Here is a 25,726-nt window from a genome sequence, read left to right on the forward strand (position 1 = left end):
CCGCCGACCCTCTGCTTGTAAGGCAGATGCTCTCCCAGCTGAGCTAATCACCCTTTGCTTCGTTGAGGCCGCGAAATTTACGCAGGTAGAGGACCTAAGTCAATAGCCCGCTTGAAGTTTTTCTGAAAAAGACAAAATTGCTTCAAGAGCGCTAATCGCCCTACTCGCTGTAAATCATCTTCTTGCTCATGCCACCGTCCACCACAAACTCTTGCCCCGTGACAAACCCAGCCTGACGCGACAGCAGCCATGCCACCATCGCAGCCACATCCTCCACCGTGCCAACCCTCCCCGCCGGATGCTGGGCATGATCGGCATCGGTCAGTGGTTCCGCACGTCGCGCAGCGGGGTCACGCGCATCGATCCAGCCAGGGCTGACCGCATTGACCCGCACTTCCGGCCCAAGGCTCATCGCCAGGGCGTGCGTGAGCGCCAACAGGCCACCCTTGCTCGCGGCGTAGGCTTCGGTGTCTGGCTCCGACTGACGAGCGCGGGTCGACGCCAGGTTGACGATGGCTCCCCCATGGGCACGCAGGTAAGGCGCGCAGTGCTTGGCCAGCAGCATCGGCCCGCTGAGGTTCACCGCCAGCACGCGATTCCAGTAGGCCAGGTCGAGGCTTTCCAAGGTGATATTGCGCGGGTCGGCCACTGCTGCGTTGCAGACCAGCGCGTCCAGGCGCCCGAATTGCCCGAGCACTTCGGCCACGCCCTGGGCGACCTGCTTTTCATCTGCCACGTCCATGGTAATAAACCAGGCGTTGTCGCCCAGCACCCCGGACACCTTGGACCCGCGCTCGCGGTCCAGGTCGGTCAATACCACCTGCCAGCCTTCGCTGATCAACCACGCCGCAATCCCCAGGCCAATGCCCCGTGCAGCGCCCGTCACCAAGGCGACACGCCCGTTACTGGCTGTTGCAGCCTCCATGGACCACTCGATCACAAGGCCGCCAGCCCACGAGACAGGTCAGCCTGCAAGTCAGCCACGTCTTCCAGGCCCACCGCAATGCGGATCAGGCTGTCACGAATACCCGCCGCTTCACGCTCTTGTGGCGCAAGACGGCCGTGGGAGGTGGTGCTCGGGTGGGTAATCGTGGTCTTGCTATCACCCAGGTTGGCGGTGATGGAGATCAGGCGCGTCGCATCGATAAAGCGCCAGGCGCCCTCTTTGCCGCCCTTCACTTCAAAACTCACCACGGCGCCAAAACCGCGCTGCTGGCGCTGGGCCAACTCGTGTTGTGGATGGCTCTTGAGACCGGCGTAGTGAACCTTCTCGATACCATCCTGCTGCTCCAGCCATTCGGCCAGGGCCTGGGCGTTGGCACAATGGGCCTTCATCCGCAGGCTGAGGGTTTCCAACCCCTTGAGGAAGATCCAGGCGTTGAACGGGCTCAGGGTCGGACCAGCAGTGCGCAAGAAGCCCACCACTTCCTTCATCTGCTCGCTGCGACCGGCAACAACACCGCCCATGCAACGACCCTGGCCGTCGATAAACTTGGTCGCCGAGTGCACCACAATGTCCGCGCCCAACTTCAGCGGCTGCTGCAAGGCAGGCGTGCAGAAGCAGTTGTCGACCACCAGCATCGCGCCTTTGGCGTGGGCCACTTCGGACAGCGCGGCGATATCCACCAACTCGGCCAACGGATTGGACGGCGACTCGACGAACAGCAACTTGGTGTTGGCCTTGATCGCCGATTCCCAACCGGAGAGGTCCGCCAGGGGCACGTAGTCCACTTCGATACCGAAGCGCTTGAAATACTTCTCGAACAGGCTGATGGTCGAACCGAACACGCTGCGCGACACCAGCACGTGGTCGCCGGCGCTGCACAGGCTCATCACCACCGCCAGGATCGCCGCCATGCCGGTAGCCGTGGCTACCGCCTGCTCAGCACCTTCCAGCGCAGCAATACGCTCTTCGAACGCTCGCACAGTCGGATTGGTATAGCGCGAATAGACATTGCCCGGCACTTCGCCGGCAAAACGCGCGGCGGCGTCGGCAGCAGTGCGGAACACGTAGCTGGAAGTGAAGAACATCGGATCACCGTGCTCACCTTCGGGGGTGCGGTGCTGGCCAGCGCGCACTGCCAGGGTATCGAAAGCTACGCCATCGAGGTCGCTGTCCAACCGACCGGCATCCCATTCCTGACTCATGCTGCGACTCCTTACTCAATTCTTTATTTAAGATACAAAACCGGCCCCTCAGGGCCGGTGTCTACTCAGTTGTTGTACAGATCGATGATCGCGCTGACCGCCTGGGTCTTGATCTTCGACGAGTCGTTACGCGCCTGCTCGATCTTGTTCAGATAGGCCTCGTCAACATCCCCGGTCACGTACTTGCCGTCGAACACGGCGCAGTCGAACTGGTCGATCTTGATCTTGCCACCGCCAACCGCTTCGATCAGGTCCGACAGGTCCTGGTAGATCAACCAGTCGGCGCCAATCAGGTCAGCGACGTCCTGGGTCGTACGGTTGTGGGCGATCAGTTCGTGAGCGCTCGGCATGTCGATGCCGTATACGTTCGGGTAGCGCACGGCAGGCGCTGCGGAACAGAAGTACACGTTCTTCGCACCGGCTTCACGGGCCATCTGGATGATCTGTTTGCACGTGGTGCCACGCACGATGGAGTCGTCCACCAGCATCACGTTCTTGCCGCGAAACTCCAGCTCAATGGCGTTGAGCTTCTGGCGTACCGACTTCTTGCGCGCCGCCTGGCCAGGCATGATGAAGGTGCGGCCGATGTAGCGGTTCTTGACGAAGCCTTCGCGGAACTTGACGCCCAGATGGTTGGCCAGCTCCAGCGCGGCGGTACGGCTGGTGTCCGGAATAGGGATCACCACATCGATATCGTGCTCAGGACGCTCGCGCAGGATCTTCTCGGCCAGCTTCTCGCCCATGCGCAGGCGCGCCTTGTAGACCGAGACGCCGTCGATGATCGAATCCGGACGCGCCAGGTAGACGTGTTCGAAGATGCACGGGGTGAGTTTCGGCGCGACAGCGCACTGACGGGTATGCAGCTTGCCATCTTCGGTGATGTACACCGCTTCGCCCGGCGCCAGGTCACGGATCAGGGTGAAGCCCAGCACGTCCAGGGACACGCTTTCGGAGGCAATCATGTACTCGACGCCTTCGTCGGTGTGACGCTGGCCGAACACGATCGGGCGGATGCCGTGCGGGTCGCGGAAACCGACGATGCCATAGCCGGTAACCATGGCCACCACCGCGTAACCACCGACGCAACGGTTGTGCACGTCGGTCACGGCGGCGAACACATCCTCTTCGGTCGGCTGCAGCTTGCCGCGCTGGGCCAGCTCGTGGGCGAACACGTTGAGCAGCACTTCCGAGTCGGAACTGGTGTTGACGTGGCGCAGGTCAGATTCGTAAATCTCCTTGGCCAGTTGTTCAACGTTGGTCAGGTTACCGTTGTGCGCCAGGGTGATGCCGTAAGGCGAGTTGACGTAGAACGGTTGAGCTTCGGCCGAGGTCGAGCTACCGGCAGTCGGATAACGCACATGGCCAATGCCCATGTGCCCGACGAGGCGCTGCATGTGACGCTGATGGAACACGTCACGTACCAACCCATTGTCCTTGCGCAGGAATAACCGGCCGTCGTGGCTGGTCACAATACCGGCAGCGTCCTGGCCGCGGTGCTGGAGGACGGTTAGCGCGTCATACAGCGCCTGATTGACGTTCGACTTACCGACGATACCGACGATGCCACACATGCGACGCAACCCCTACTTAATGAATCTTGACTGAACACTGCTTACTGAGGCGTTTTGGCCGGCAAGAGGTGTTCCTTGAACGGAAGATCAGCGGGTACGCTGATTCCGCTGGCCAGCCACTGACTGCTCCACCCCAGAATGAGGTTCTTGGACCAATCTGCAACCAATAGAAATTTTGGCACGAGTACCGACTCCTGCCACCATGCATCCTGCTGTACCGGCCCCAGGCTCAACAGCCCGACCGCCACGACCACCAGCAACGCGCCACGCGCGGCGCCAAAGGCCATGCCGAGAAATCGATCGGTCCCGGAGAGGCCGGTGACACGTATCAACTCGCCAATAAGATAATTGACCATTGCCCCCACCAGCAGCGTGGCGATGAACATGATGGCGCAGCCCGCGATGACGCGAGCCGAGGGTGTCTCGATGTATCCGCTCAGGTAGACCGACAGCGAACCGCCGAACATCCAGGCGACGACTCCTGCGATGATCCAGGTCAGCAGCGACAGTGCTTCTTTGACGAAGCCGCGGCTTAGACTGATCAAAGCGGAGATGGCGACGATTGCAACAATCGCCCAATCAACCCAGGTAAATGGCACGTTTGAGCCTACGGACGGATGAGGCGGCGCATTTTAGCAGAGCTCCGGGCTATCGGTAAGCTGTGATTGCGGGTGCTTTGCAAATCAATAGTTTGTGGCGAGTTGAGCGCATTTCAAGCCCCCTCCCACATTTGACTGCATTCAAGGCTGAACGCGAGGCGAACTCAGCCGCGCTCAGGCTGGAAACGGGTGACGAACCCCTTCAGGTTCTGCTGGCGATCCAGCAAATCCCGCAGGCGGTCCGCCTCGGCGCGCTCGATCAGCGGCCCGATAAACACCCGATTCTTGCCATCGGCACTGCGGATATAGGCGTTATACCCCTGGCTACGCAGTTTTTTCTGCAAGGCGTCGGCACCGTCGCGATTGCCAAGGCTAGCGACCTGAATCGACCAACTGATCGGCAGGCCATTAGGGTCGATACGGCTCTGGCCCACATCCGGCTTGCCCGGTGCAGCCGGTTGCGGCGCGACCGGCTTGGGCGCAGCGGCTGGCGTAACAGGCTTCGCGGCGGCAGCCGGAGCCGGTGTCGGCTTGACCACCGGCACACTTGGCTGCACCGGCATCGAAGGCGCTTGCTGGGCGGCCACTTCATCATCGGTCGGCACCGGCTCCTCCTCAGGCAATGCCTGCGGCTCCGGCACCACCACCGGCTCAACCTGCACCTGCGGCACGGCCGAAGCCTGGGGCGCTGCGGGCACGTCCACGACAACCTGGCGCTGTTCATCCTGGCGGGAGAAGAGCATCGGCAGGAAAATCACCGCCAATGCCACCAGCACCAAGGCTCCGACCATTCGCTGCTTGTATGCGCTATCCAGTAATGCCATGTGCAGCTTCCTCCGTGGAGCGCCGGGCCAACCACTCAAGCGCCTCGGCAACACAATAAAATGATCCGAACAACAGAATTTCATCCTCGGCCGTTGCTACCGCACACTGGGCCTCAAGGGCAGCGGTAACGCTTGCATAAGACGTCACGGACGCGCCAAGGTTCTGCAAGGCCACTACCAGTTCGGCAGCCGGACGGCTGCGCGGCGTATCCAGCGGCGCCACCGCCCACGCCTGGACACTGCCCAACAAGGGTGAAACCACGCCATCCAGGTCCTTGTCGGCCAACAAACCGAAAACTGCCAGACGACGACCCACCGGCGGCGTGCGCGATAGGCGCTGCGCCAGGTATTGGGCCGCATGCGGGTTATGACCCACGTCCAGCAGCAGGTTCAAGCGCTTGCCTGCCCAGTTGAACACCCGGCGATCCAGGCGCCCGACCACCCGGGTCGCCAACAACGTCGCGGCAATCTGCTCGGCGTCCCATGGCAAGTCCAGCAGCAGGTAGGCTTGCAGCGCGAGCGCCGCATTTTCCATCGGCAGGTTCAGCAGCGGCAAATCATGCAGTTCGACCACTTGGCCGCGCGCATCACGCCCGCGCCATTGCCAATGCTCAGCGCCAATCTCAAGATTGAATTCATGCCCGCGCAGGAAGAACGGACAATCCAGCTCGCGCACCTTGTCGAGCAAGGTATGGGGCGGATCCAGGTCGCCGCACAGCGCTGGCTTGCCCCGGCGAAAGATCCCGGCCTTTTCATAGGCCACGGACTCGCGGGTATTACCCAGGTAATCGGCATGATCGACACCGATGCTGGTGACCAGCGCCAAGTCGGCATCCACCACGTTGACCGTGTCCAGGCGCCCGCCCAGCCCGACTTCCAGCACAACCACGTCCAGTTGCGCACGCTCGAACAGCCAGAACGCCGCCAGGGTGCCCATTTCGAAGTAGGTCAGGGAGATCTCGCCACGCCCTGCATCGAGGGCCGCGAAGGCTTCGCAGAGTTGCTGGTCAGTGGCTTCGACGCCATTGAGTTGCACCCGCTCGTTGTAACGCAGCAGGTGCGGGGAATTATAGACGCCCACTTTCAGCCCTTGAGCTTGCAGCAGCGCCGCGACAAAGGCACAAGTAGAGCCCTTGCCGTTGGTGCCGGTCACCGTGATCACGCGCGGTGCCGGGCGGCCCAACCCAAGGCGGGCCGCTACCTGTTGCGAGCGCTCCAGGCCCATGTCGATGGCGGACGGATGCAACTGCTCCAGGTAGGCGAGCCATTCGCCCAGGGTACGTTGGGTCATAGGTTTGCTGGCACCGGCGGCACGACCATCGGCTCAACCTTCGGAGCAACGTAGACCGGCGTCGGCAGGCCCATCATCTGCGCCAGCAGGCTACCCAGGCGTGGACGCAGCTCACCGCGCGGGATGATCAGGTCGATCGCGCCGTGCTCCAGCAAGAACTCGCTGCGCTGGAAGCCTTCGGGCAGTTTTTCGCGAACGGTCTGCTCGATCACTCGCGGCCCGGCAAAGCCGATCAGGGCTTTTGGCTCGCCAACGATCACATCCCCCAGCATCGCCAGGCTGGCGGAAACGCCGCCGTAGACCGGATCAGTCAGTACGGAGATGAACGGAATACCTTCTTCGCGCAGACGCGCCAATACCGCGGAGGTCTTGGCCATTTGCATCAAGGAGATCAAGGCTTCCTGCATACGCGCACCACCGGAGGCGGCGAAGCAGATCATCGGGCAACGGTTTTCCAGGGCGTAGTTGGCGGCACGTACAAAACGCTCACCGACGATGGCACCCATGGAGCCGCCCATGAAGGAAAATTCAAACGCAGACACCACCACCGGCATGCCCAGCAGCTTGCCGCTGACGGAAATCAGCGCATCCTTCTCACCGGTCTGCTTCTGCGCAGCGGTCAAACGGTCCTTGTACTTCTTGCCGTCGCGGAACTTGAGGCGGTCAACCGGTTCAAGGTCAGCGCCCAGCTCGTTACGGCCATCGGCGTCGAGGAAGATGTCGATGCGGGCGCGCGCGCCAATACGCATGTGATGGTTGCACTTGGGGCAAACGTCCAGGGTCTTTTCCAGTTCCGGGCGGTACAGCACCGCGTCGCAGGATGGGCACTTGTGCCACAGACCTTCAGGAACCGAGCTTTTTTTCACCTCGGAACGCATGATCGAAGGGATCAGTTTGTCTACTAACCAGTTGCTCATGCTTTCTTTCTCCAGTACCGGTGGCTTGAACACAGCCCCGCGTATGCCCTTGAGCTAAATTCATATGTGGCGATGACACATGCTGGACGGGGTCAGGCGTTCGACCAGCCATTTCCCGCATGCATCCTCAGCCTTCCAGACAACCGGCCAATGCACGGTCGCCACTTCATTTCCGGGCCTCCCGCAGGCGGCACCGGGCTGTTTTACACAGTGGTCACTATGGACGGCGGCAGACTGCCCGCCGTCACATCGCCTCCCTGCTGTTGCGCACGGCCTGCATGAATGCGCGAATCTTGCTGTGGTCCTTGATGCCCTTGCCCTGCTCTACGCCACCGCTGACATCCACGGCATACGGGCGAACCTGCGCGATCGCCGCCCCGACATTCGCGGGATTGAGCCCACCCGCCAGGATGATCGGCTTGCTCAGCCCCTCGGGAATCAGCGTCCAGTCGAACGCTTCGCCCGTGCCGCCAGGTACCCCCTCGACATAGGTGTCCAGCAAAATCCCGCGTGCACCAGTATAAGCAGCGCAGGCACCCGCGATATCGTCACCGGCCTTGACCCGCAACGCCTTGATATATGGGCGTTGATAGCTTTCGCATTCATCAGGGGTTTCGTCGCCGTGGAACTGCAGCATGTCCAGCGGTACGGCATCCAGGGTTTCGTTGAGTTCGCAGCGGCTGGCGTTGACGAACAAGCCGACAGTGGTCACGAACGGCGGCAACGCGGCGATGATAGCCCGCGCCTGCAACACATTCACCGCCCGTGGGCTCCTGGCATAAAACACCAAGCCAATGGCATCCGCCCCCGCCTCGACGGCCGCCAGCGCGTCTTCTATGCGGGTAATCCCGCAAATCTTGCTGCGAACGGCAGACATATTGTAGAAACCTCAGGGGGAAACCGAGAAAGTCCCGGATGGTAACAAAAGCTTTTCCGGGCGTCAGCCGCCAAGTTCGCTGAAACCTGTGAGGAAGTGTGGTCCGATGAAACGCTGCGGCAGCTCGAACTCGTCGCGGTACTCCACATCCACCAGGTACAGGCCGAACGGATGGGCCGTGACGCCGCCGGTACGGCGAATGCGGCTTTCCAGCACTTCCTTGGCCCACTCAACCGGCCGCTCGCCGGTGCCGATGGTCATCAGTACGCCGGCAATATTGCGCACCATATGGTGCAGGAACGCCCCCGCGCGGATATCCAGCACAATCATCTTGCCATGGCGGGTTACCCGCAGGTGGTGGACTTCCTTGATCGGCGACTTGGCCTGGCACTGACCGGCACGGAACGCACTGAAATCGTGGACACCGACCAAGTGCTGCGCTGCTTCGGCCATGCGCTCGGCATCCAGCGGACGGTGGTTCCAGGTAATTTCTTCGTTGAGGTGCGCCGGACGGATCTGGTCGTTGTAGATCACATAGCGATAGCGCCGGGCGATGGCCTTGAAGCGCGCATGAAAATGCGCAGGCATGACCTTGGCCCAGCTGACGCTGACATCATGGGGCAAATTGATATTGGCGCCCATGACCCACGCCTTCATCGAACGCTCAGCCTGAGTGTCGAAGTGCACCACCTGGCCACACGCGTGTACGCCCGCATCGGTGCGCCCGGCGCACATCAGCGAGACCGGTGAGTCGGCGACTTTCGACAGCGCGTTCTCCAAGGTTTCCTGCACCGTCAGCACACCCGACGCCTGGCGCTGCCAGCCGCGGTAGCGCGAACCTTTGTATTCCACGCCCAGGGCGATCCGGTAAAAGCCTGCGGCCGCCATTTCGGCGGCCGCGTTATCTATATTTGCCAAGAACTGAGAGCCTGATGAGTTGCGCAAAGGCGGCCATTATAAATGCGGCAGCTGCGTGGCGTGCGCTTTTGTTAGGGATTGACGCCAACCAGATACGGAAGAGGGCTTGCTCCCGACAGCAGTGGATCAGTCAGCACATGTACTTGCTGACCCACTGCTATCGGAAGCAAGCCCCCTCCCACACTGGACGTGCGTCGAACTTCAGATTTTGCCGAGCATTTCCTTGGCTTCGCTGCGCTGGCCATCATCGCCTTCGGTCAGCACTTCGGAGAGGATATCCCGCGCGCCATCAGCATCGCCCATGTCGATATAGGCCTGGGCCAGGTCCAGCTTGGTGGCGACCTCATTGGTCCCGGAAAGGAAATCGAATTCCGGCTCATCGCCACCCAACGCTGCATCTTCAGCGGTGAAGGAAGGCTCGATCGGCGGGTTTTCCAAGCTCTGGGACAGGCGGTCGAGCTCGGCGTTGACATCATCCAGTTCGGAAGCGAAGCCATCAGGCTTGGCCGTCGCCGGAGCCTCTGGCTCATCGGCCAGGGACAGGTCAAAGTCTTCAGGCAGATCGAAGTCGTCCAACGCGGCCGGCGTCAGTGTCGGCGGTTCGACCGCCGGCGCATCCTTCATCTGCTCCTCAAGACCGGAGAGGAAGTCATCATCAGACAGCGCAGACGGCGCATCGAGTTGCAGGTCCAGGTCAAAATCCGACAAGTCGTCCTGGCTTGCCTTGGCTTCTGTCTGCTGCTGCAGGACCGACTCGAAACTCAATTCGTCTTCCAGGTTCGCTGGCGAGGCCGCTTCCAGGTCATCCAGGCTGAGGTCGAAGTCAGTGTCGAGCGCATCGGCTTCAGCCACCGGCGCAGGCGCTGGCGTTGGCGCTGGCTTGTCTTCCAGCAGGTCCTTGACGTATTGAGCGTCCAGCGCGGCAGCGGCTACCGCAGCGCTTACACCCGCCGCCAACACGGCCATGGCCGGGAAGCGCGACTTGAGCTGCTCGACCTGGGCATGGTTTTCACCATTGGCCACCAGCTGGCGCTCCTGGGTCACGAAGCCGTCCTTGTCACTTTGCAGGCCGTAGACTTCCATCAGCTTCAAACGCAGGTCGCTGCGCTTGGGTTCATGCTTGATCGCCTGCTCCAGAACATCGGCGGCCTGATTCAGGTGGCCACGGTCGATATGGGACTGGGCCTGAGCCAAGGCATCGGACGAGTGCTCGGGTGCGACCGCGACCGCCAGCGGCGACAGCACTGACGCCACGCTCGGCACCACGACCGCAGCGGGAGCGGGAGCCGGCGCAGGAGCCGCCGCCAGCTTGACGTTCGGCGGCGTGACCTCAAGGCCCTCGAAGCTGTCCGGCGGCAGGTCTTGATCGATATTCGAGGTGAATTCCGGCTCTTCGGCCAGGGCCCGCGCCATGCGCAGGTGCTTTTCCTCTTCGCGGCGCGCGTTGCGATGGCGTGCCCACAGCAACAGGAGCAACAACACCAACAAGCCAGCGGCACCGCCGATCACCCCCAGGACTATCGGGTTGGTCAGCAGGTCGTTGAATTTGCCTTCGGCAGTGGTCGGGGCGGCATCCGCCTTGATGGGGGCGGGCGAAGGCTCGGCAGGGGCCGGAGCGGCCGGCGTTGCAGCCGGTGCTGCCGCCGCGGTGGCCGGGTCAACCGCCAACTGAGCAGGCATCGCCGCCGTCGCCGGGGCAGCCGATTTATCCGCCTGCAGCCTGGCCAATTGATCATTTTTCAGCTGGATCAGCTTTTGCAGCTTGTCCAACTGGCTCTGCAGGTCGGCAGCACGGCTTTTCAGTTCTTCGTTGTCGCGACGGGTGGTGTCCAGTTGTTCCTGGGTCATCGCCAGTTTGTCGCTCAGGGCCTGGCTATCGCCCGCCTTGCCCTTGGCGCCCTTCTTCGCATCGGCCGAGACCAGGCTCAAGTTGTCCTTGGCATTGGTGCTCGACGGCGCATTGCCTGCCTGGGTGCGCCTGGTGGCATCCAGTTGCTGCTTGCCCGCGGCTTGATTGCTCGCCGTACGGCGCCCCTGGCGCCAGGCGAGGTTCTGCGCCGACACTTCGGCGATCGCCTTGGGTTGCGCGAGTGCCGTGCTTTGTACCGTGTCCGGCAGGCGCAGCACCTTGCCGGTTTTCAAGCGGTTGATATTGCCGTCGATAAAGGCGTCGGGGTTCAGTGCCTGGATGGCCAGCATCGTCTGCTGTACCGAACCGCCATTGTGGTACTTCTCGGCAATTTCCCACAGGGTGTCGTGGGAGGTAGTCGTATGCTGGGCGGGCTTGCTCACGGCGGGCGCCGTATTGGCCGGCGCACTCAGGCGCGGCGCGGGGGCTGCTGGAGCTGTAGGGGCTGCGGCGGCTGGCGCCTGCTGGTCGAACTTGGCCGGGTCGAGCAGCACGCTGTAGTCGCGCATGAGGCGACCATTGGGCCATTGCACCTGCAACAGGAAGCGCACATAGGAGTCCGGCAGCGGCTTGCTGGAGGTGACACGCACCACACTGCGGCCGTTGGGATTGATCACCGGCGTGAATGTCAGGTCGTTGAGGAATGCCTGGCGATCGACGCCGGCATCCACGAACGCCTGGGATGAAGCCAGGCTCGGCGTGATCTCGGAGGCTGTGAGGCCGCCGACATCGAGCAATTCGATTTCCACCGACAATGGCTGGTTCAACTTCGACTTGAGGGTCATCTCCCCCAGCTGCAGCGCCTGCGCCATACCGGAGGACAGCGCCGAGGCGGCCGCTATTGCTAACACCAGTTTGCGAACTTGAACCATAGCCTCATCCTTTGTTTGAACACTCCCCGGCCTGCGAGAAGGTTGGTAACCGCTGCCATAAGGCATGGCGAGCCGATAGGTCACCGACGCGCTTCTGTTCCTGCTTGGGGCCAAGCATAGCGCCTGGTTAGAATCAATCTACAAATTGCCGCCAAGTATCTTTTACACAAGGCCTTTTATCAACAACTGCGCCAGTTGCACGGCATTCAGGGCGGCGCCTTTGCGTACGTTATCTGACGTCAGCCACAAATTAAGTTCCGCCGGATCGTCCACACCGGCGCGAACCCGTCCTACATACACCACATCCTGACCCACCGCATCGCCCACGGCAGTCGGGTAATCACCCTCTTCCACCAGCTCGATGCCCGGTGCCGCTTCAAGCACACGGTTAACGGCGGCAAGGTCGACCGGCGCGCCCAATTGCAAGGACACAGTCAGGCTATCGCCAAAAAACACCGGGGCTTGAACGCAAGTTGCGGAAATCTTTAGCAAAGGAGTTTCCAGCACGGCACGCAGTTCGTGTACGAGACGTTTCTCCAAGGCTGTATGACCTTGGGCGTCTGGCTTGCCGACTTGTGCCAGCAGGTTGAAGGCCATCTGCCGATCAAAGAACTGCGGCTCCAGCGGGCGCACATTCAACAGCTCGGCGGTTTGCCGGGCCAGTTCGCTGACCGCTTCACGGCCTTGGGCCGAGACCGCCAGGTTGGCGGTGACGGCGACCCGCTGGATATCCAGCAAACCGCGCAACGGCGCCAGGACGACGGCGAGGTTGGTCGCGGACGGGCTCGGGCTGCTCAGCTGGAATGGCGCTTTCAGACCCTCGAGCACGTGGGCATTGGCCTCCGGCACCACCCGGGGTGCCTGATCGGCGGGCAAGGCTCCCGACAGGTCGATCACCGAACATCCGGCCGCCGTGGCACGCGGCGCAAAGCTCAGTGTCGCCGCCGGACCGGCCGCGAAGAAGGCCAGTTGCGCCTTGCTGAAATCGAACTCATCGACTTCGCGCACGCGCACGTTCTTGCCACGAAACGGCACCGACGCACCGGCAGAATTGCTGCCCGCTAACAGATGCAGGACGCCGACCGGGAAATTCAACTCTTCGAGAATCTGTACCAGGGTTTCGCCAACGGTGCCGGTGGCGCCGATCACGGCGATATCAAAGGTCTGGGTCATGGAGGCTGCCTCGGGCATTGCGGGGGGAGCGGCACTTTACCGGGTGCTTGGGGGGGCAGGCAATTAAGCTGGGGCTGGTGGTGGGGCTGATGATGCTATCGGGGGCAAGCCTCCTCCCACAGTGAACAGCATTTCAACGTTGGAATTCGGTCGAATGTGGGAGGGGGCTTGCCCCCGATAGCGCCCGAAAGAACAACAAAAAACCCGCGCCTGTCACCAGTCGCGGGTTTCTTGTATTGCCTCAGGCGATCAACGCTCCAGCAGGATCCGCAGCATGCGACGCAGCGGCTCGGCCGCGCCCCACAGCAGTTGGTCGCCGACGGTAAACGCGCCCAGGTACTGGGTGCCCATGTTCAACTTGCGCAGACGGCCCACCGGTACATTCAGGGTGCCGGTGACCTTGGTTGGGCTCAGCTCCTGCATGCTGATGTCGCGGTTGTTCGGCACCAGCTTGACCCAAGGGTTGTGCTGGCTGATCAGCCCTTCGATATCGGCGATCGGCACGTCTTTGTTCAGCTTGATGGTCAGCGCCTGGCTGTGGCAGCGCATGGCGCCGATGCGTACGCAGATGCCATCCACCGGGATCGGGCTCTTGAAGCGGCCGAGGATCTTGTTGGTTTCGGCCTGGGCCTTCCACTCTTCACGGCTCTGGCCGTTCGGCAGCTCTTTGTCGATCCACGGGATCAGGCTGCCAGCCAACGGCACGCCGAAGTTCTCGGTCGGGTACGCGTCGCTGCGCATGGCTTCGGCCACGCGGCGGTCGATGTCGAGGATCGCGCTGGCCGGATCGGCCAGTTGATCGGCGACCGCCGCGTGGGTCGCGCCCATCTGCTTGATCAGCTCACGCATGTTCTGCGCGCCGGCACCGGAGGCTGCCTGATACGTCATGGCGCTCATCCACTCGACCAGGCCGGCTTCGAACAAGCCGCCCAGGCCCATCAGCATCAGGCTGACGGTGCAGTTGCCGCCGACGTAGTTCTTGGTACCTGCGTCCAGCTGCTGGTCGATGACCTTGCGGTTGACCGGGTCAAGGATGATCACGGCGTCGTCCTGCATGCGCAGGCTCGACGCGGCGTCGATCCAATAACCCTGCCAGCCGGCGTCGCGCAGCTTGGGGAAGACTTCGCTGGTGTAGTCGCCACCCTGGCAGGTCAGGATCACGTCGAGGGTTTTGAGCTCGTCAATGCTGTAGGCGTCCTTGAGCGGGGCAATATCCTTGCCCACGGACGGCCCTTGGCCACCCACGTTCGAGGTGGTGAAAAACACCGGCTCGATAAGATCGAAATCCTGCTCTTCCAGCATCCGCTGCATGAGCACGGAACCGACCATACCGCGCCAACCGATCAGACCTACACGTTTCATCGCAACTACACCTTGTTAAAAAGTGGGCCGCCTTGCAGCAACAACTGCAAGCGGGCCCGAGAGATTACAGATTCCGCAACGCGGCGACTACTGCGTCGCCCATTTCTTGCGTACCGACTTTGGTGCAACCCTGCGACCAGATGTCGCCCGTGCGCAGGCCTTGGTCCAGCACCAGGCTCACCGCCTTCTCGATCGCGTCCGCCGCAATGCCCTGGTTGAAGCTGTAGCGCAGCATCATCGACACCGACAAAATGGTCGCCAACGGGTTGGCGATACCCTGGCCGGCGATGTCCGGTGCCGACCCGTGGCATGGCTCGTACATGCCCTTGTTGTGGGTGTCCAGGGACGCCGACGGCAGCATGCCGATGGAACCGGTGAGCATCGAGGCCTGGTCGGACAGGATGTCGCCGAACAGGTTGTCGGTAACGATCACGTCAAACTGCTTCGGCGCGCGCACCAGTTGCATGGCGGCGTTGTCGACGTACATGTGGCTCAGTTCGACGTCCGGGTAGTCCTTGGCCACTTCTTCAACGATTTCGCGCCACAGTTGGCTGGACGCCAGGACGTTGGCCTTGTCCACCGAGCAAATTTTCTTGCCGCGCACACGGGCCATGTCGAAACCGACACGGGCGATACGGCGGATTTCACTCTCGCTGTACGGCAGGGTGTCGTAGGCCTGACGCTCACCATTTTCCAACTCACGCACGCCACGTGGCGAGCCGAAGTAGATACCGCCGGTCAGCTCACGCACGATCAGGATATCCAGGCCCGCCACCACTTCCGGCTTGAGGCTGGAAGCGTCGGCCAGTTGCGGGTAGAGAATCGCCGGGCGCAGGTTGCCGAACAGGCCCAGTTGCGCACGGATCTTCAGCAGGCCGCGCTCAGGGCGGATATCACGCTCGATCTTGTCCCATTTCGGGCCACCCACGGCGCCGAGCAGCACAGCGTCGGCCGCACGGGCGCGGTCCAGGGTTTCATCGGCCAGAGGCACGCCGTGCTTGTCGATGGCCGCGCCGCCGATCACGTCGTGGCTCAATTCGAAGCCCAGGCTGTACTTGGTGTTGGCCAGTTCCAGGACCTTGACCGCTTCGGCCATGATTTCCGGGCCAATACCGTCGCCAGGGAGAATCAGAATCTGCTTGCTCATGCGTTCCTCATTTCATCAAGCGACCCGCCCGTGGGCAGGTCGGGAAAAATAATCAGCGTTCGGCCCAGACCACCAGTACGTCGGTGCTGAAGGTGCCGTCGGCCTGAATTTCGTAGTAATCGCGCACTTCCTGGCCCATTGCCTGCTGCAGTTGCAGGATCGCAGCACGCAAGGCCGGTGGCGTGCGCATGCGCTCGACCCATGAGCTGTATTCCAGGCGCAGGCGCTGGCGACTGCTGTTGCGCACATGCAAGCCGGCTTCGCTGAGCTGGCGCATCCACTCGGCGGCGGAATAATCGCGCACGTGGCTGGTATCGCGCAGCACTTCGACGGTTTGCAGGTAAGTGTCCAACAGCGGGCTGCCCGGTGACAAGACGTCTACAAACGCCGCCACGCCGCCCGGCTTGAGCACCCGACGGACTTCGCGCAGGGCCAGGCCGAGGTCGCTCCAATGGTGCGCCGAATAGCGGCTGAACACGAAGTCGAATTCGCCATCGGCAAACGGCAGGCGCTCGGCAGCGCCGTGCACGGTGCTGATGTTGCCCAGGCCACGATCCTTGGCAGCGGCTGCCACCACGTCGAGCATCTGCTGGGACAGGTCGTAGGCCACCACTTCCTTGACCAGCGGGGCCACATGGAAACTCACGTGACCGGCACCGCAACCCAGGTCCAGCAGTCGCGCAGCGCCCTGCCCGGCCAGTTCGGCCTGGAGCAACGCGAATTCGGTGCCTTGGGCGTGCACGGCACTGCTCAGGTAGGCAGAGGCTTGTTCGCCGAATTGTTTTTGCACGACTTGGGTATGGGCGGTGTTGGTCATGGTGGCATCCTTCAAGGGTTGTGTTGCTAGTACCGGCCCTATCGGGGGCAAGCCCCCTCCCACAGGGGAACGCATTCCAAATGTGGGAGAGGGCTTGCCCCCGATGAGGCCGGTCCTGCCTACATCAATTCAGGCGTCACGAAACAACCATGGCTGGCTCGCCCGGTGCTTGGCTTCAAACGCCGCAATCGCATCGCCGTCCTGCAAGGTCAGGCCGATATCGTCCAGGCCGTTGAGCAGGCAGTGCTTGCGGAACGCATCGACTTCAAAGTGATACACCTTGCCATCCGGGCGGGTCACGGTTTGCGCGGCCAGGTCAATGGTCAACTGATAACCCACATCGGCTTCCACCGCTTTGAACAGCTCATCCACTTCCGCATCGCTCAAGATGATCGGCAACAGGCCGTTCTTGAAGCTGTTGTTGAAGAAGATGTCGGCATAGCTCGGCGCGATGATGCTGCGAAAGCCATATTCTTCCAGGGCCCACGGCGCGTGCTCACGGCTGGAGCCGCAGCCGAAGTTCTCGCGGGCCAGCAGCACGCTGGCGCCCTGGTAGCGCTCGGCGTTGAGCACGAAGTCCTTGTTCAACGGGCGCTTGGAGTTGTCCTGGTAGGCGTAGCCCACGTCCAGGTAGCGCCACTCGTCGAACAGGTTAGGGCCGAAACCGGTGCGCTTGATCGACTTCAAGAACTGCTTGGGGATGATCTGGTCGGTGTCCACGTTGGCACGGTCCAACGGCGCGACAAGGCCTGTGTGTTGGGTAAAAGCTCTCATCGGGTATTCCTCAGATCAATTCGCGAACGTCGATGAAACGACCGTTGACGGCAGCCGCGGCGGCCATGGCCGGGCTGACCAGGTGGGTACGACCACCGGCGCCCTGGCGCCCTTCAAAGTTACGGTTGGAGGTGGACGCGCAATGCTCGCCGGACTCCAGGCGGTCCGGGTTCATCGCCAGGCACATCGAGCAGCCCGGCTCACGCCATTCAAAACCGGCGTCGAGGAAGATCTTGTCCAAGCCTTCCGCTTCGGCTTGCGCCTTGACCAGGCCCGACCCCGGCACCACGATGGCTTGCTTGATGGTCGAGGCGACTTTACGGCCCTTGGCGATCACCGCCGCAGCGCGCAGGTCTTCGATCCGCGAGTTGGTGCAGGAGCCGATAAACACGCGATCCAACTGGATGTCGGTGATCGCCTGGTTGGCTTTCAAGCCCATGTACTTCAATGCACGCTCGATGGAGCCACGCTTGACCAGGTCGGCTTCCTGCGCCGGGTCCGGCACGTTCTGGTCGACGGCCAGGACCATTTCCGGCGAGGTGCCCCAGCTGACTTGCGGCTTGATCTGGGCAGCGTCCAACTCGACCACGGTGTCGAACACCGCATCGGCGTCGGAGACCAGGTCTTTCCAGGCTTCGACAGCCGCGTCCCAATCAGCGCCTTTCGGGGCGAATGGACGACCTTTGACGTATTCGATGGTTTTTTCGTCCGCCGCCACCATCCCCACACGGGCGCCAGCTTCGATGGACATATTGCAGATGGTCATGCGGCCTTCGATGGACAGGTCGCGAATGGCGCTGCCGGCGAACTCGATGGCATGGCCGTTACCGCCGGCGGTGCCGATCTTGCCGATCACCGCGAGCACGATGTCCTTGGCGGTGACGCCGAACGGCAACTTGCCTTCGACCTTCACCAACATGTTCTTCATTTTTTTGGCGACCAGGCACTGGGTGGCGAACACATGTTCCACCTCGGAGGTGCCGATGCCATGGGCCAAGGCGCCGAACGCACCGTGGGTCGAGGTGTGGGAGTCGCCGCAGACCACGGTCATGCCCGGCAAGGTGGCGCCCTGCTCCGGGCCAATCACGTGAACGATCCCTTGACGCACGTCATTCATCTTGAATTCGGTGATGCCATATTCGTCGCAGTAATCGTCGAGGGTCTGTACCTGCAAACGCGACACCGTGTCGACAATGGCGTCGATCCCGCCCTTGCGTTCCGGGGTGGTCGGCACGTTGTGGTCCGGGGTGGCGATGATGGAGTCGACGCGCCAGGGCTTGCGCCCGGCCAGCCGCAGGCCTTCGAACGCTTGGGGCGAGGTCACTTCATGGATGATGTGACGGTCGATATAGATCAGCGACGAGCCATCGTCGCGCCGTTTCACTTCATGGGAATCCCAAAGCTTGTCGTAAAGCGTTTTGCCGGCCATCAGTCGGTCCTCATCAGCGGTATTTCTATGCCCTGGGTCTTGAGACATTCAATAACCCTTTGGCTTGTGAGGCTGATGGTATGGCGCTACATTAAATAACTCAAATTCATATTTTTTATGCTTTGGATTACCAACTGGAATACAACAATGGACCTGGCCAACCTCAATGCCTTTATTGCCATCGCCGAGACCGGCAGCTTCTCCGGCGCCGGTGAACGCCTGCACCTGACCCAACCGGCCATCAGCAAGCGCATCGCCGGCCTGGAACAGCAATTGAAGGTGCGTTTATTCGATCGCCTGGGCCGTGAAGTCGGCCTGACCGAGGCCGGCCGTGCCCTGCTGCCGCGCGCCTATCAGATTCTCAACGTGCTGGACGACACCCGCCGCGCCCTCACCAACCTCACCGGCGAAGTCAGCGGGCGCCTCACCTTGGCCACCAGCCACCATATCGGCCTGCACCGTCTGCCGCCGGTATTGCGCACGTTCACCCGCACGTACCCGAACGTGGCACTGGACATCCAGTTTCTCGATTCGGAGGTCGCCTATGATGAAATTCTGCACGGTCGCGCCGAAGTGGCGGTGATCACCCTGGCGCCCGCCCCCCACAACCTGGTGCGCGCCACTCCTGTGTGGGACGACCCGCTGGATTTCGTGGTGGCACCGGAGCACAGCCTGATCAGCAACGGCCCGGTCAACCTGGCCGATATCGCCGGGCACCCGGCGGTCTTTCCCGGCGGCAATACCTTTACCCATCATATTGTCAGCCGCTTGTTCGAGGCCCAGGGCCTGACGCCAAACATCGCCATGAGCACTAACTACCTGGAAACCATCAAGATGATGGTTTCCATTGGCCTGGCCTGGAGCGTGCTGCCGCGCACAATGCTCGATGACCAGGTGGCAAGTATCGCTTTGCCGGGCATACAACTCAGTCGCCAGCTAGGCTATATCGTGCACACTGAAAGGACGCTGTCGAACGCTGCGCGGGCGTTCATGAGCCTGCTGGATGCACAAGTCGATCTGCCAGGAGCATCGGCATGACACTGTGCGGCCTCAAGGCCTGACTGAACCCGCGCTGTTTGCCCATCGAGCCAAGGCCCTTTGATAATGCGCAACCCCGTCGATTCCGTGCCACCCCTACCCCGCATCTACGCCCTTGACCCTCAAGAAGCGGAACGAAGCTGGGACAGCGCTCCGCAGTTGCTGGCAGCTCTGAACGCCGCACGGCTGGGAGCGTGGTGCTGGGAAATCGAAACCGGCCGGATCAGTTGGTCCCGAGGCACCCAGGCGCTGTTTGGCTTCGACCCCCACCAGCCGCTGCCCAGGGACGTGGATTACCTTGACCTGCTGGCACCGCAGGATCGCGCCCGGGTCGTTCGGGCCTTTCACGCGGTGCTGGCCGGCGAGCCGTTCGAACAGGCCATGCACCACCACATCCAATGGCCGGATGGCAGCCACCACTGGCTGGAGATCAACGGCAGCCTGGCACCGGACAAGGCCGGCCGGCGCCGCATGATCGGGGTGATCCGCGAGACCACCCGCCAACGCGAACGGGAACACGCCCTCAGCCACTCCGAAAAACGCTTCGCGACGCTGTTTCACCTGTGCCCGAACATGGTCCTGCTGACCCGCCAGTCGGATGGCCTGATCAGCGAGGCCAACCAGTATTTCCAGATGCTGTTCGGCTGGCCATTGGCCGAAGCGATAGGCCGCACCACCCTGGAACTGGGCCTGTGGCGCCATCCCGAGCAACGCGCGCAACTGGTCAAGGCGACCCAGCGCAAAGGTGAACCCATCACCATGGAAGTACAGTTCTGCGCCAGCAGTGGACAGATCCACGATGGCACCCTCAGCGCGCAAAAGGTCGAGCTGGAGGGCGAGGCCTATTTGCTCAGCACCTTCCTCGACACCACCGAACGCAAAAACGCCGAGCAGGCCCTCAAGGACAGCCAGGAACGCCTCGACCTGGCGCTGGACTCGGCGCAGTTGGGCACCTGGGATTGGCATATCCCCAGCGGCATGCTCTACGGCTCAGCCCGTGCCGCCCAGCTGCATGGCCTGCCGGCCGAGCCCTTCCATGAATCCTTCGAGGCATTTTTCGAGGGCATGCCCAAGGAAGAGCGCGAGAACATGCGCAACGCCTACCGCACCCTGCGCGAAGGCCCGGCCGGCAATTATCAACTGACTTACCGCGTGCAACTGGAAGACGGCAGCTCACGCTACCTGGAAAGCCGCGCGCGCCTGTACCGCGACGAAAAAGGCGCTCCGCTGCGCATGGCCGGCACCCTGCTGGATATCACCGACCAGGTCGAGCGCGAACAACGGCTGACCGCCTCCGAAGAAAAATTCGCCAGCCTGTTCCAGGCCAGCCCCGACCCGATTTGCGTCACTTGCCTGGAAAGTGGCGCGTTTATCGAAATCAACCCGGCCTTCACCCAGACCTTTGGCTTCACCGCCGCCGAAGTGCTCGACAAGAGCGCCGAACAGATCGGCCTGTGGGATGAGTCGAGCAGGCGCCTGCAACGAATCGAACAAGTCATACGCGACCAGGCGCTGAACAATGTCGCCATCGTGGTGCACCACAAGGACGGCCAAAGCCTGACGTGCGTGATTTCCAGCCGACTGATCAAGGTCGGCGACCAGCCGTGCATCGTCACGACGCTGCGGGACATCACCCAGCAGCAACGCTCGGAAGCCGCGCTGAAGGCCAGCGAAGAAAAATTCGCCAAGGCGTTCCACTCCAGCCCCGACGCGATTTCCATCACCGAGCGCGACACCGGCCGCTATGTGGAAGTCAACGATGGCTTCTGCCGCCTGACCGGTTTTCGCGCCGAAGAAGCCATCGGCCTGACGCTCTACCAGATCGGCATCTGGGCCGATGAAAAACAACGCGCCGCGCTGCTGGCCGAATTGCAGCTCAAGGGGCGCATCCATCACCTGGAAATGCTCTGGCACAACAAGCGCGGCGAGGTATTGACGGTGGAAGTGTCGGTCGAACCGATCACTCTCAATGAAACCCCGTGCCTGCTGCTGACCGCTCGGGACGTGAGCCTGCTGAAAAACGCGCAGGCTCAGATTCGCCACCTGGCCTATCACGACCCGCTGACCAACCTGCCCAACCGCGCCTTGCTGATGGACCGGCTGAGCCAACAGATTGCCTTGCTCAAGCGCCATAATTTGCGCGGCGCCCTGCTGTTTCTCGACCTCGATCACTTCAAGCACATCAACGACTCCCTCGGCCATCCGGTGGGCGACACCGTGTTGAAAATCGTCACTGCCCGCCTGGAAGCCAGCGTGCGCATGGAAGACACCGTGGCGCGCCTGGGAGGCGATGAATTCGTGGTGCTGCTCAGCGGCCTGGACGGCACCCGCACGGCAGTCAGCGCCCAGGTTCAGGAACTGGCCGATACCCTGCGCGAACTGCTCTCGGAACCGATGTTCCTCGACGGCCATCGGCTGCAAGTCACGCCGAGCATTGGCGTAGCGCTGATTCCCGACCATGGCTCGACCCCGGCGGACCTGCTCAAGCGTGCCGACATCGCCCTGTATCGCGCCAAGGATTCCGGGCGCAACACCACGCAGATGTTCCACAACAGCATGCAGAAGACCGCCAGCGAGCGGCTGCGCATGGAAACCGACCTGCGCCTGGCCCTGTCACGCGGCGAATTCAGCGTGCATTACCAGCCCCAGGTGGATGCGCGCGGCAACAAGATTGTCGGTGCCGAGGCCCTGGTGCGCTGGCAGCATCCGCAGCTGGGCGCACAGTCGCCATCGGAATTTATCAAGGTCCTGGAAGACAGTGGCCTGATCCTCGAAGTGGGCACCTGGATCCTCGATGAAGCCTGCGCCGCGTTTCAGCAACTGATTACCGAAGGTCTGGTAGACCCGCTGAACTTCAGCCTGTGCGTGAACATCAGCCCCCGGCAGTTTCGCCAGGCCGATTTTGTCGAACGGGTGGAGCACAGCCTCAAGCAACATCAACTGCCCCACAGCCTGCTGAAACTGGAAATCACCGAAGGCATCGTGATCCAGAACCTGGAAGACACCGTGGCCAAGATGCGTCGCCTGAAAAAACTCGGCGTCAGCTTTGCCATGGACGATTTCGGCACCGGTTATTCCTCCCTGACTTACCTCAAGCGCCTGCCGGTGGATGCGCTGAAGATCGATCAGTCCTTTGTCCGCGATGCCACCCACGACCCCAACGACGCGGAAATCATCCGTGCCATCGTGGCCATGGCCCGCAGCCTGAACCTGGAAGTCATCGCCGAAGGGGTGGAGACCGCGGAGCAACTGGCGTTCCTGCAAAAGCTGGGGTGCCATTTGTTCCAAGGGTATTTGCACAGCCGGCCATTGCCGATCGAAGCGTTCAGACGGTTGCTGGAATAACCCTCACGCCAGCTTCAAGGCCCGCAACCCGGTATTCATCCATCGCGATGACGCCAGGCGGTGTTTTTGCCCATAGTAGTCAACCGCACCGTTGACCACCGCGACCGAATGGAAACTGTCCGCCAGGGTACCGATCGCACCGTTCGCCAGCTCCTCAACAGTACTTTCGCGCATATAGCCAAACAGCCCGAGACGCCGCAGCGCCTCCCCTGGCGTTTCCCCGTCGTTGAGGGTTTCCAAAGCCACCGCATAACCCTGCCCGGCCCGCGAATCGTTATTCTCCAATTGCGCGCGCTTGGCGCTGACGGCGTACAGAAAGTTCGCATAGCTCAGCAATTGCGGGTGGGCGCCACGAAAGTTCGAGGCTTGTGTCGCCTGGCTGACTTCATCATGGCTCAATTGCAGCCTGAAGGAATCCCGCATGGTCACGTCAAAGCCATCCGGGGTGAGGTGAATGTGCTTATAGATACCCTGGGTGTCCTGCCCGAAGCGCATCAGGGCCGCCTTGATCGCTGAAACGGTGACGCAATTACCTTCCGCACCTTGATAGAACCCCTCCCAGATTTGCCCAGGCGACGGGTTTTCGGCCTCATGGGACACCGCCCGGGCATCGCTGCGCAGCGGTTTCCTATCGTCAAACAATACATACCCGTAGTCCTGATGCCTGCCCCCCTCTTTGACTAACGCGGCACCAAAGTCATGCGTCTGCATGACGCCCACCGCCCCGTTGAGCTTCATGTCGTTCGACGAGACAAACTGCGAAAGGCCGTACACCCCCATGCCCTGCAAACACCGCTTGAGCGTCTCGCCCTCGACGGTCTTTGACAAGGCCGCGCCAAACGTCGAGTAGCCGTGGGTCATCTGCTTGCGTTTCACAAAGGCGGCGAACACAAAGTTGGCATCCCTGACCGCACCGTCGTCCTCACCGGCAAAGCGTGAGGCCTGCGCCGCCTGTTCCATTTCCTGGCGCGAAAGACGAACCTTGAATTCATCCTTCATCGTGACTTCATAGCCATCACCTGAACGCTTGACCTCGTTGAACATCCCAGCAGGATGTTGTCCGAAGGTCATCATCATCAACTTGATGACCGCCGCATGGCTGCTGCAATCAAAATGCTCGCCGAACCGACGTTGCGTCGCGTTAAATGCCCGGGCGATGTCGGCGGGCTTTTCCCCTGCATGCTTCGAAGAAAGCTCCGACAAAGCCTGGCCTTGCACACTCACCGGAGTCACCGGACGAGCCAATACCGAGATATTCATCTGCTGGATTCCTGGTGTTTATCGAAACCGCAGAACGCGCAGCCAGGACGCCCCCCCTAGCGTTGATCGAGTGCGCCCAAGAAGGCTGCAGCGTTCAATTCACGTCAGTCACATAAGCGCTACGGCCTGGCCTTGGGTAGGAGCCGAGCCTTGGCGGCCCCATAACTCCTCACGACCATTGATGACCGCCACCGAATGCCCGGTTCGATTGCACATCCCCAGTTGCCCGCGAGCGAGCTCACTGACGGCGACGCGCTTCATGTGCTTCCTTAACCCCAGTCGCAAAAAACCCTCCCCTGGCCCGGTCTCATCCTCGCCATCGTTCAAACTGCGGATCGCGGCCTGATAACTGCGGCTCGCCGTACGATCGTTGTTTTCCATCTGTGCCCGCTTGGCACTGGCGGCGAAGAGAAACTGCGCATCCTGAAGCATGCCTTTGTCGGCCCCGATAAACTTCGCGCCCCGCGCACCTTCGATCAATTCACGATCACTCAGGGTAAGCCTGAAGTCATCGCGCATGATCACTTGATAACCATCGCCAGTTCTTTGCACCTCCTTGAAAATATCCGTAGGGCTTTGGCCGAATCGATGCATCGCGGCCTTAATGGCCGACACCGTCACACAGTTGCCATCGGGCCCCTGGCGAAACCCGCTCCAGATATTGTCCGGCTTGGTGCCGTTTCGCTTATTCGAAAGGCCTGGGATATTCACCGCAGGCGCCGGCCGTGGCGCCACAGGTTCTGGTACCACTCGCGGTGCCACCTCGGGGCGCGGAGGCGGTATATCGGGGACTGTTTTTTCTTTCCTCTCAGACAGCAAGTTAATCAACTGAGTAAAAAACGAAGAAAACAGCGCCATCATTGTATTGATAGCTTCTGAATTATCACCCACTCCAGTCGTACTTCCTTGCACAGTAGGTGCGAAGCGAATACCACGCTCGGCAGTAATGGATGGCGGGGTTGGTTCATTGCTGGCATTCAAAGAATCAATAGGCAATACCTGGCGCACATCCACGACACGTGCAACATTATTAATTGAACAACACGACATATAGTCCTCCACGAGCAGGCACTTCTCTAAACTTTAAGTTCAAGAAGTACGCGTTCTATTCAAAGTATCGAGATCAGCTGAGTCAGGACATGGACTTCGGACGTGGCGCGAACCGCCAGTCCCTTGGATCAAATCGATTATCAGCTGGGCTTGGACTGGTTAAATCCGGGATAACCGGAGGTGTCGGTTGCGGCATGACCTCAGGGGTTGGCTTTACGTTGGGTTTCACATCCAGCTTGACCTCCGGCCGTGGGCTTGGGGTTATTCCTGGCTGGACCTCAGGCTTGGGGTTGGGCGTTACGCCGGGGTTCACATCCAGCTTGACCTCTGGCCGTGGGCTTGGCGTTATCCCTGGCTGGACCTCAGGCTTGGGGTTGGGCGTTACGCCGGGGTTCACATCCAGCT

The 25,726-nt window shown here is 61.5% G+C and carries 20 protein-coding genes and 1 pseudogene; 2 read left to right on the forward strand and 19 right to left on the reverse strand.

The features are described from left to right. Nucleotides 1–160: 160 nt before the first annotated feature. From ACODSV_RS30550 to leuC, 16 genes are all read right to left on the reverse strand, one after another. Nucleotides 161–925 (reverse strand): SDR family oxidoreductase, encoded by a 765-nt coding sequence (locus ACODSV_RS30550; protein ID WP_150055581.1) that lies wholly within the window; start codon nucleotides 923–925, stop codon nucleotides 161–163. Between the two features lie 11 nt (nucleotides 926–936). Next, nucleotides 937–2,148, reverse strand: a complete 1,212-nt coding sequence (locus tag ACODSV_RS30555; RefSeq protein WP_150055582.1) for an O-succinylhomoserine sulfhydrylase — start codon at nucleotides 2,146–2,148, stop codon at nucleotides 937–939. Between the two features lie 65 nt (nucleotides 2,149–2,213). Continuing rightward, nucleotides 2,214–3,719: an amidophosphoribosyltransferase gene (purF, locus tag ACODSV_RS30560; protein ID WP_024076496.1), complete on the reverse strand. Its 1,506-nt coding sequence runs from the start codon at nucleotides 3,717–3,719 to the stop codon at nucleotides 2,214–2,216. A gap of 41 nt (nucleotides 3,720–3,760) precedes the next feature. After that, nucleotides 3,761–4,318, reverse strand: a complete 558-nt coding sequence (locus tag ACODSV_RS30565) for a CvpA family protein (RefSeq protein ID WP_024076497.1) — start codon at nucleotides 4,316–4,318, stop codon at nucleotides 3,761–3,763. 164 nt (nucleotides 4,319–4,482) lie between these two features. Next, on the reverse strand, nucleotides 4,483–5,142 hold the full coding sequence (locus tag ACODSV_RS30570) for an SPOR domain-containing protein (RefSeq protein WP_150054396.1): 660 nt from the start codon (nucleotides 5,140–5,142) through the stop codon (nucleotides 4,483–4,485). Then, nucleotides 5,126–6,433 carry a bifunctional tetrahydrofolate synthase/dihydrofolate synthase gene (gene folC, locus ACODSV_RS30575; protein WP_024076499.1) on the reverse strand — a complete coding sequence of 436 codons (1,308 nt, stop codon included), beginning with the start codon at nucleotides 6,431–6,433 and terminating at the stop codon, nucleotides 5,126–5,128. Before folC ends, ACODSV_RS30570 begins: the two co-directional genes overlap by 17 nt. Then, nucleotides 6,430–7,350 (reverse strand): acetyl-CoA carboxylase, carboxyltransferase subunit beta, encoded by a 921-nt coding sequence (gene accD, locus ACODSV_RS30580; RefSeq protein ID WP_024076500.1) that lies wholly within the window; start codon nucleotides 7,348–7,350, stop codon nucleotides 6,430–6,432. The genes folC and accD overlap by 4 nt, the downstream gene beginning before the upstream one ends. Before the next feature lie 244 nt (nucleotides 7,351–7,594). Continuing rightward, nucleotides 7,595–8,227, reverse strand: a complete 633-nt coding sequence (locus ACODSV_RS30585; RefSeq protein ID WP_150054395.1) for a phosphoribosylanthranilate isomerase — start codon at nucleotides 8,225–8,227, stop codon at nucleotides 7,595–7,597. A 63-nt stretch (nucleotides 8,228–8,290) separates the two neighbouring features. Then, on the reverse strand, nucleotides 8,291–9,115 hold the full coding sequence (gene truA, locus ACODSV_RS30590) for a tRNA pseudouridine(38-40) synthase TruA (protein WP_041160982.1): 825 nt from the start codon (nucleotides 9,113–9,115) through the stop codon (nucleotides 8,291–8,293). Between the two features lie 231 nt (nucleotides 9,116–9,346). Then, nucleotides 9,347–11,926, reverse strand: a complete 2,580-nt coding sequence (locus tag ACODSV_RS30595; protein WP_150095350.1) for a FimV/HubP family polar landmark protein — start codon at nucleotides 11,924–11,926, stop codon at nucleotides 9,347–9,349. A gap of 162 nt (nucleotides 11,927–12,088) precedes the next feature. Next, entirely contained in the window at nucleotides 12,089–13,099 is a 1,011-nt protein-coding gene (locus ACODSV_RS30600) for an aspartate-semialdehyde dehydrogenase (protein ID WP_150054393.1), read from the reverse strand. Between the two features lie 249 nt (nucleotides 13,100–13,348). Next, on the reverse strand, nucleotides 13,349–14,461 hold the full coding sequence (gene asd / locus ACODSV_RS30605) for an aspartate-semialdehyde dehydrogenase (protein WP_024076505.1): 1,113 nt from the start codon (nucleotides 14,459–14,461) through the stop codon (nucleotides 13,349–13,351). Between the two features lie 64 nt (nucleotides 14,462–14,525). Further along, nucleotides 14,526–15,608: a 3-isopropylmalate dehydrogenase gene (gene leuB / locus ACODSV_RS30610; RefSeq protein WP_024076506.1), complete on the reverse strand. Its 1,083-nt coding sequence runs from the start codon at nucleotides 15,606–15,608 to the stop codon at nucleotides 14,526–14,528. A gap of 52 nt (nucleotides 15,609–15,660) precedes the next feature. After that, a complete protein-coding gene (locus ACODSV_RS30615) occupies nucleotides 15,661–16,425 on the reverse strand; it encodes a class I SAM-dependent methyltransferase (protein WP_102624574.1) in 765 nt (254 codons plus the stop codon). A gap of 129 nt (nucleotides 16,426–16,554) precedes the next feature. Next, nucleotides 16,555–17,199, reverse strand: coding sequence for a 3-isopropylmalate dehydratase small subunit (gene leuD / locus ACODSV_RS30620; RefSeq protein ID WP_024076508.1), 645 nt, complete (start codon nucleotides 17,197–17,199; stop codon nucleotides 16,555–16,557). A 10-nt stretch (nucleotides 17,200–17,209) separates the two neighbouring features. After that, entirely contained in the window at nucleotides 17,210–18,628 is a 1,419-nt protein-coding gene (gene leuC, locus ACODSV_RS30625; RefSeq protein WP_024076509.1) for a 3-isopropylmalate dehydratase large subunit, read from the reverse strand. A gap of 147 nt (nucleotides 18,629–18,775) precedes the next feature. Here leuC and ACODSV_RS30630 point away from each other — a divergent pair, with 147 nt between their 5' ends. Next, nucleotides 18,776–19,666 (forward strand): LysR family transcriptional regulator, encoded by an 891-nt coding sequence (locus ACODSV_RS30630; RefSeq protein WP_024076510.1) that lies wholly within the window; start codon nucleotides 18,776–18,778, stop codon nucleotides 19,664–19,666. 66 nt (nucleotides 19,667–19,732) lie between these two features. Continuing rightward, nucleotides 19,733–23,011, forward strand: a complete 3,279-nt coding sequence (locus ACODSV_RS30635; RefSeq protein ID WP_150055091.1) for an EAL domain-containing protein — start codon at nucleotides 19,733–19,735, stop codon at nucleotides 23,009–23,011. 3 nt (nucleotides 23,012–23,014) lie between these two features. On the opposite strand, the gene ACODSV_RS30640 is transcribed toward ACODSV_RS30635, so the two are convergent. The 3 genes and pseudogenes from ACODSV_RS30640 to ACODSV_RS30650 all read right to left on the reverse strand — a co-directional run. Beyond that, nucleotides 23,015–24,271 carry a hypothetical protein gene (locus ACODSV_RS30640; RefSeq protein ID WP_454843353.1) on the reverse strand — a complete coding sequence of 419 codons (1,257 nt, stop codon included), beginning with the start codon at nucleotides 24,269–24,271 and terminating at the stop codon, nucleotides 23,015–23,017. A 108-nt stretch (nucleotides 24,272–24,379) separates the two neighbouring features. After that, complete coding sequence (locus ACODSV_RS30645) at nucleotides 24,380–25,279, reverse strand: CsgG/HfaB family protein (protein WP_223817854.1); 900 nt, start codon at nucleotides 25,277–25,279, stop codon at nucleotides 24,380–24,382. 124 nt (nucleotides 25,280–25,403) lie between these two features. Continuing rightward, nucleotides 25,404–25,726, reverse strand: a pseudogene (locus ACODSV_RS30650) (hypothetical protein); the annotation flags it as partial.

The organism is Pseudomonas sp. FG86 (assembly GCF_057808775.1).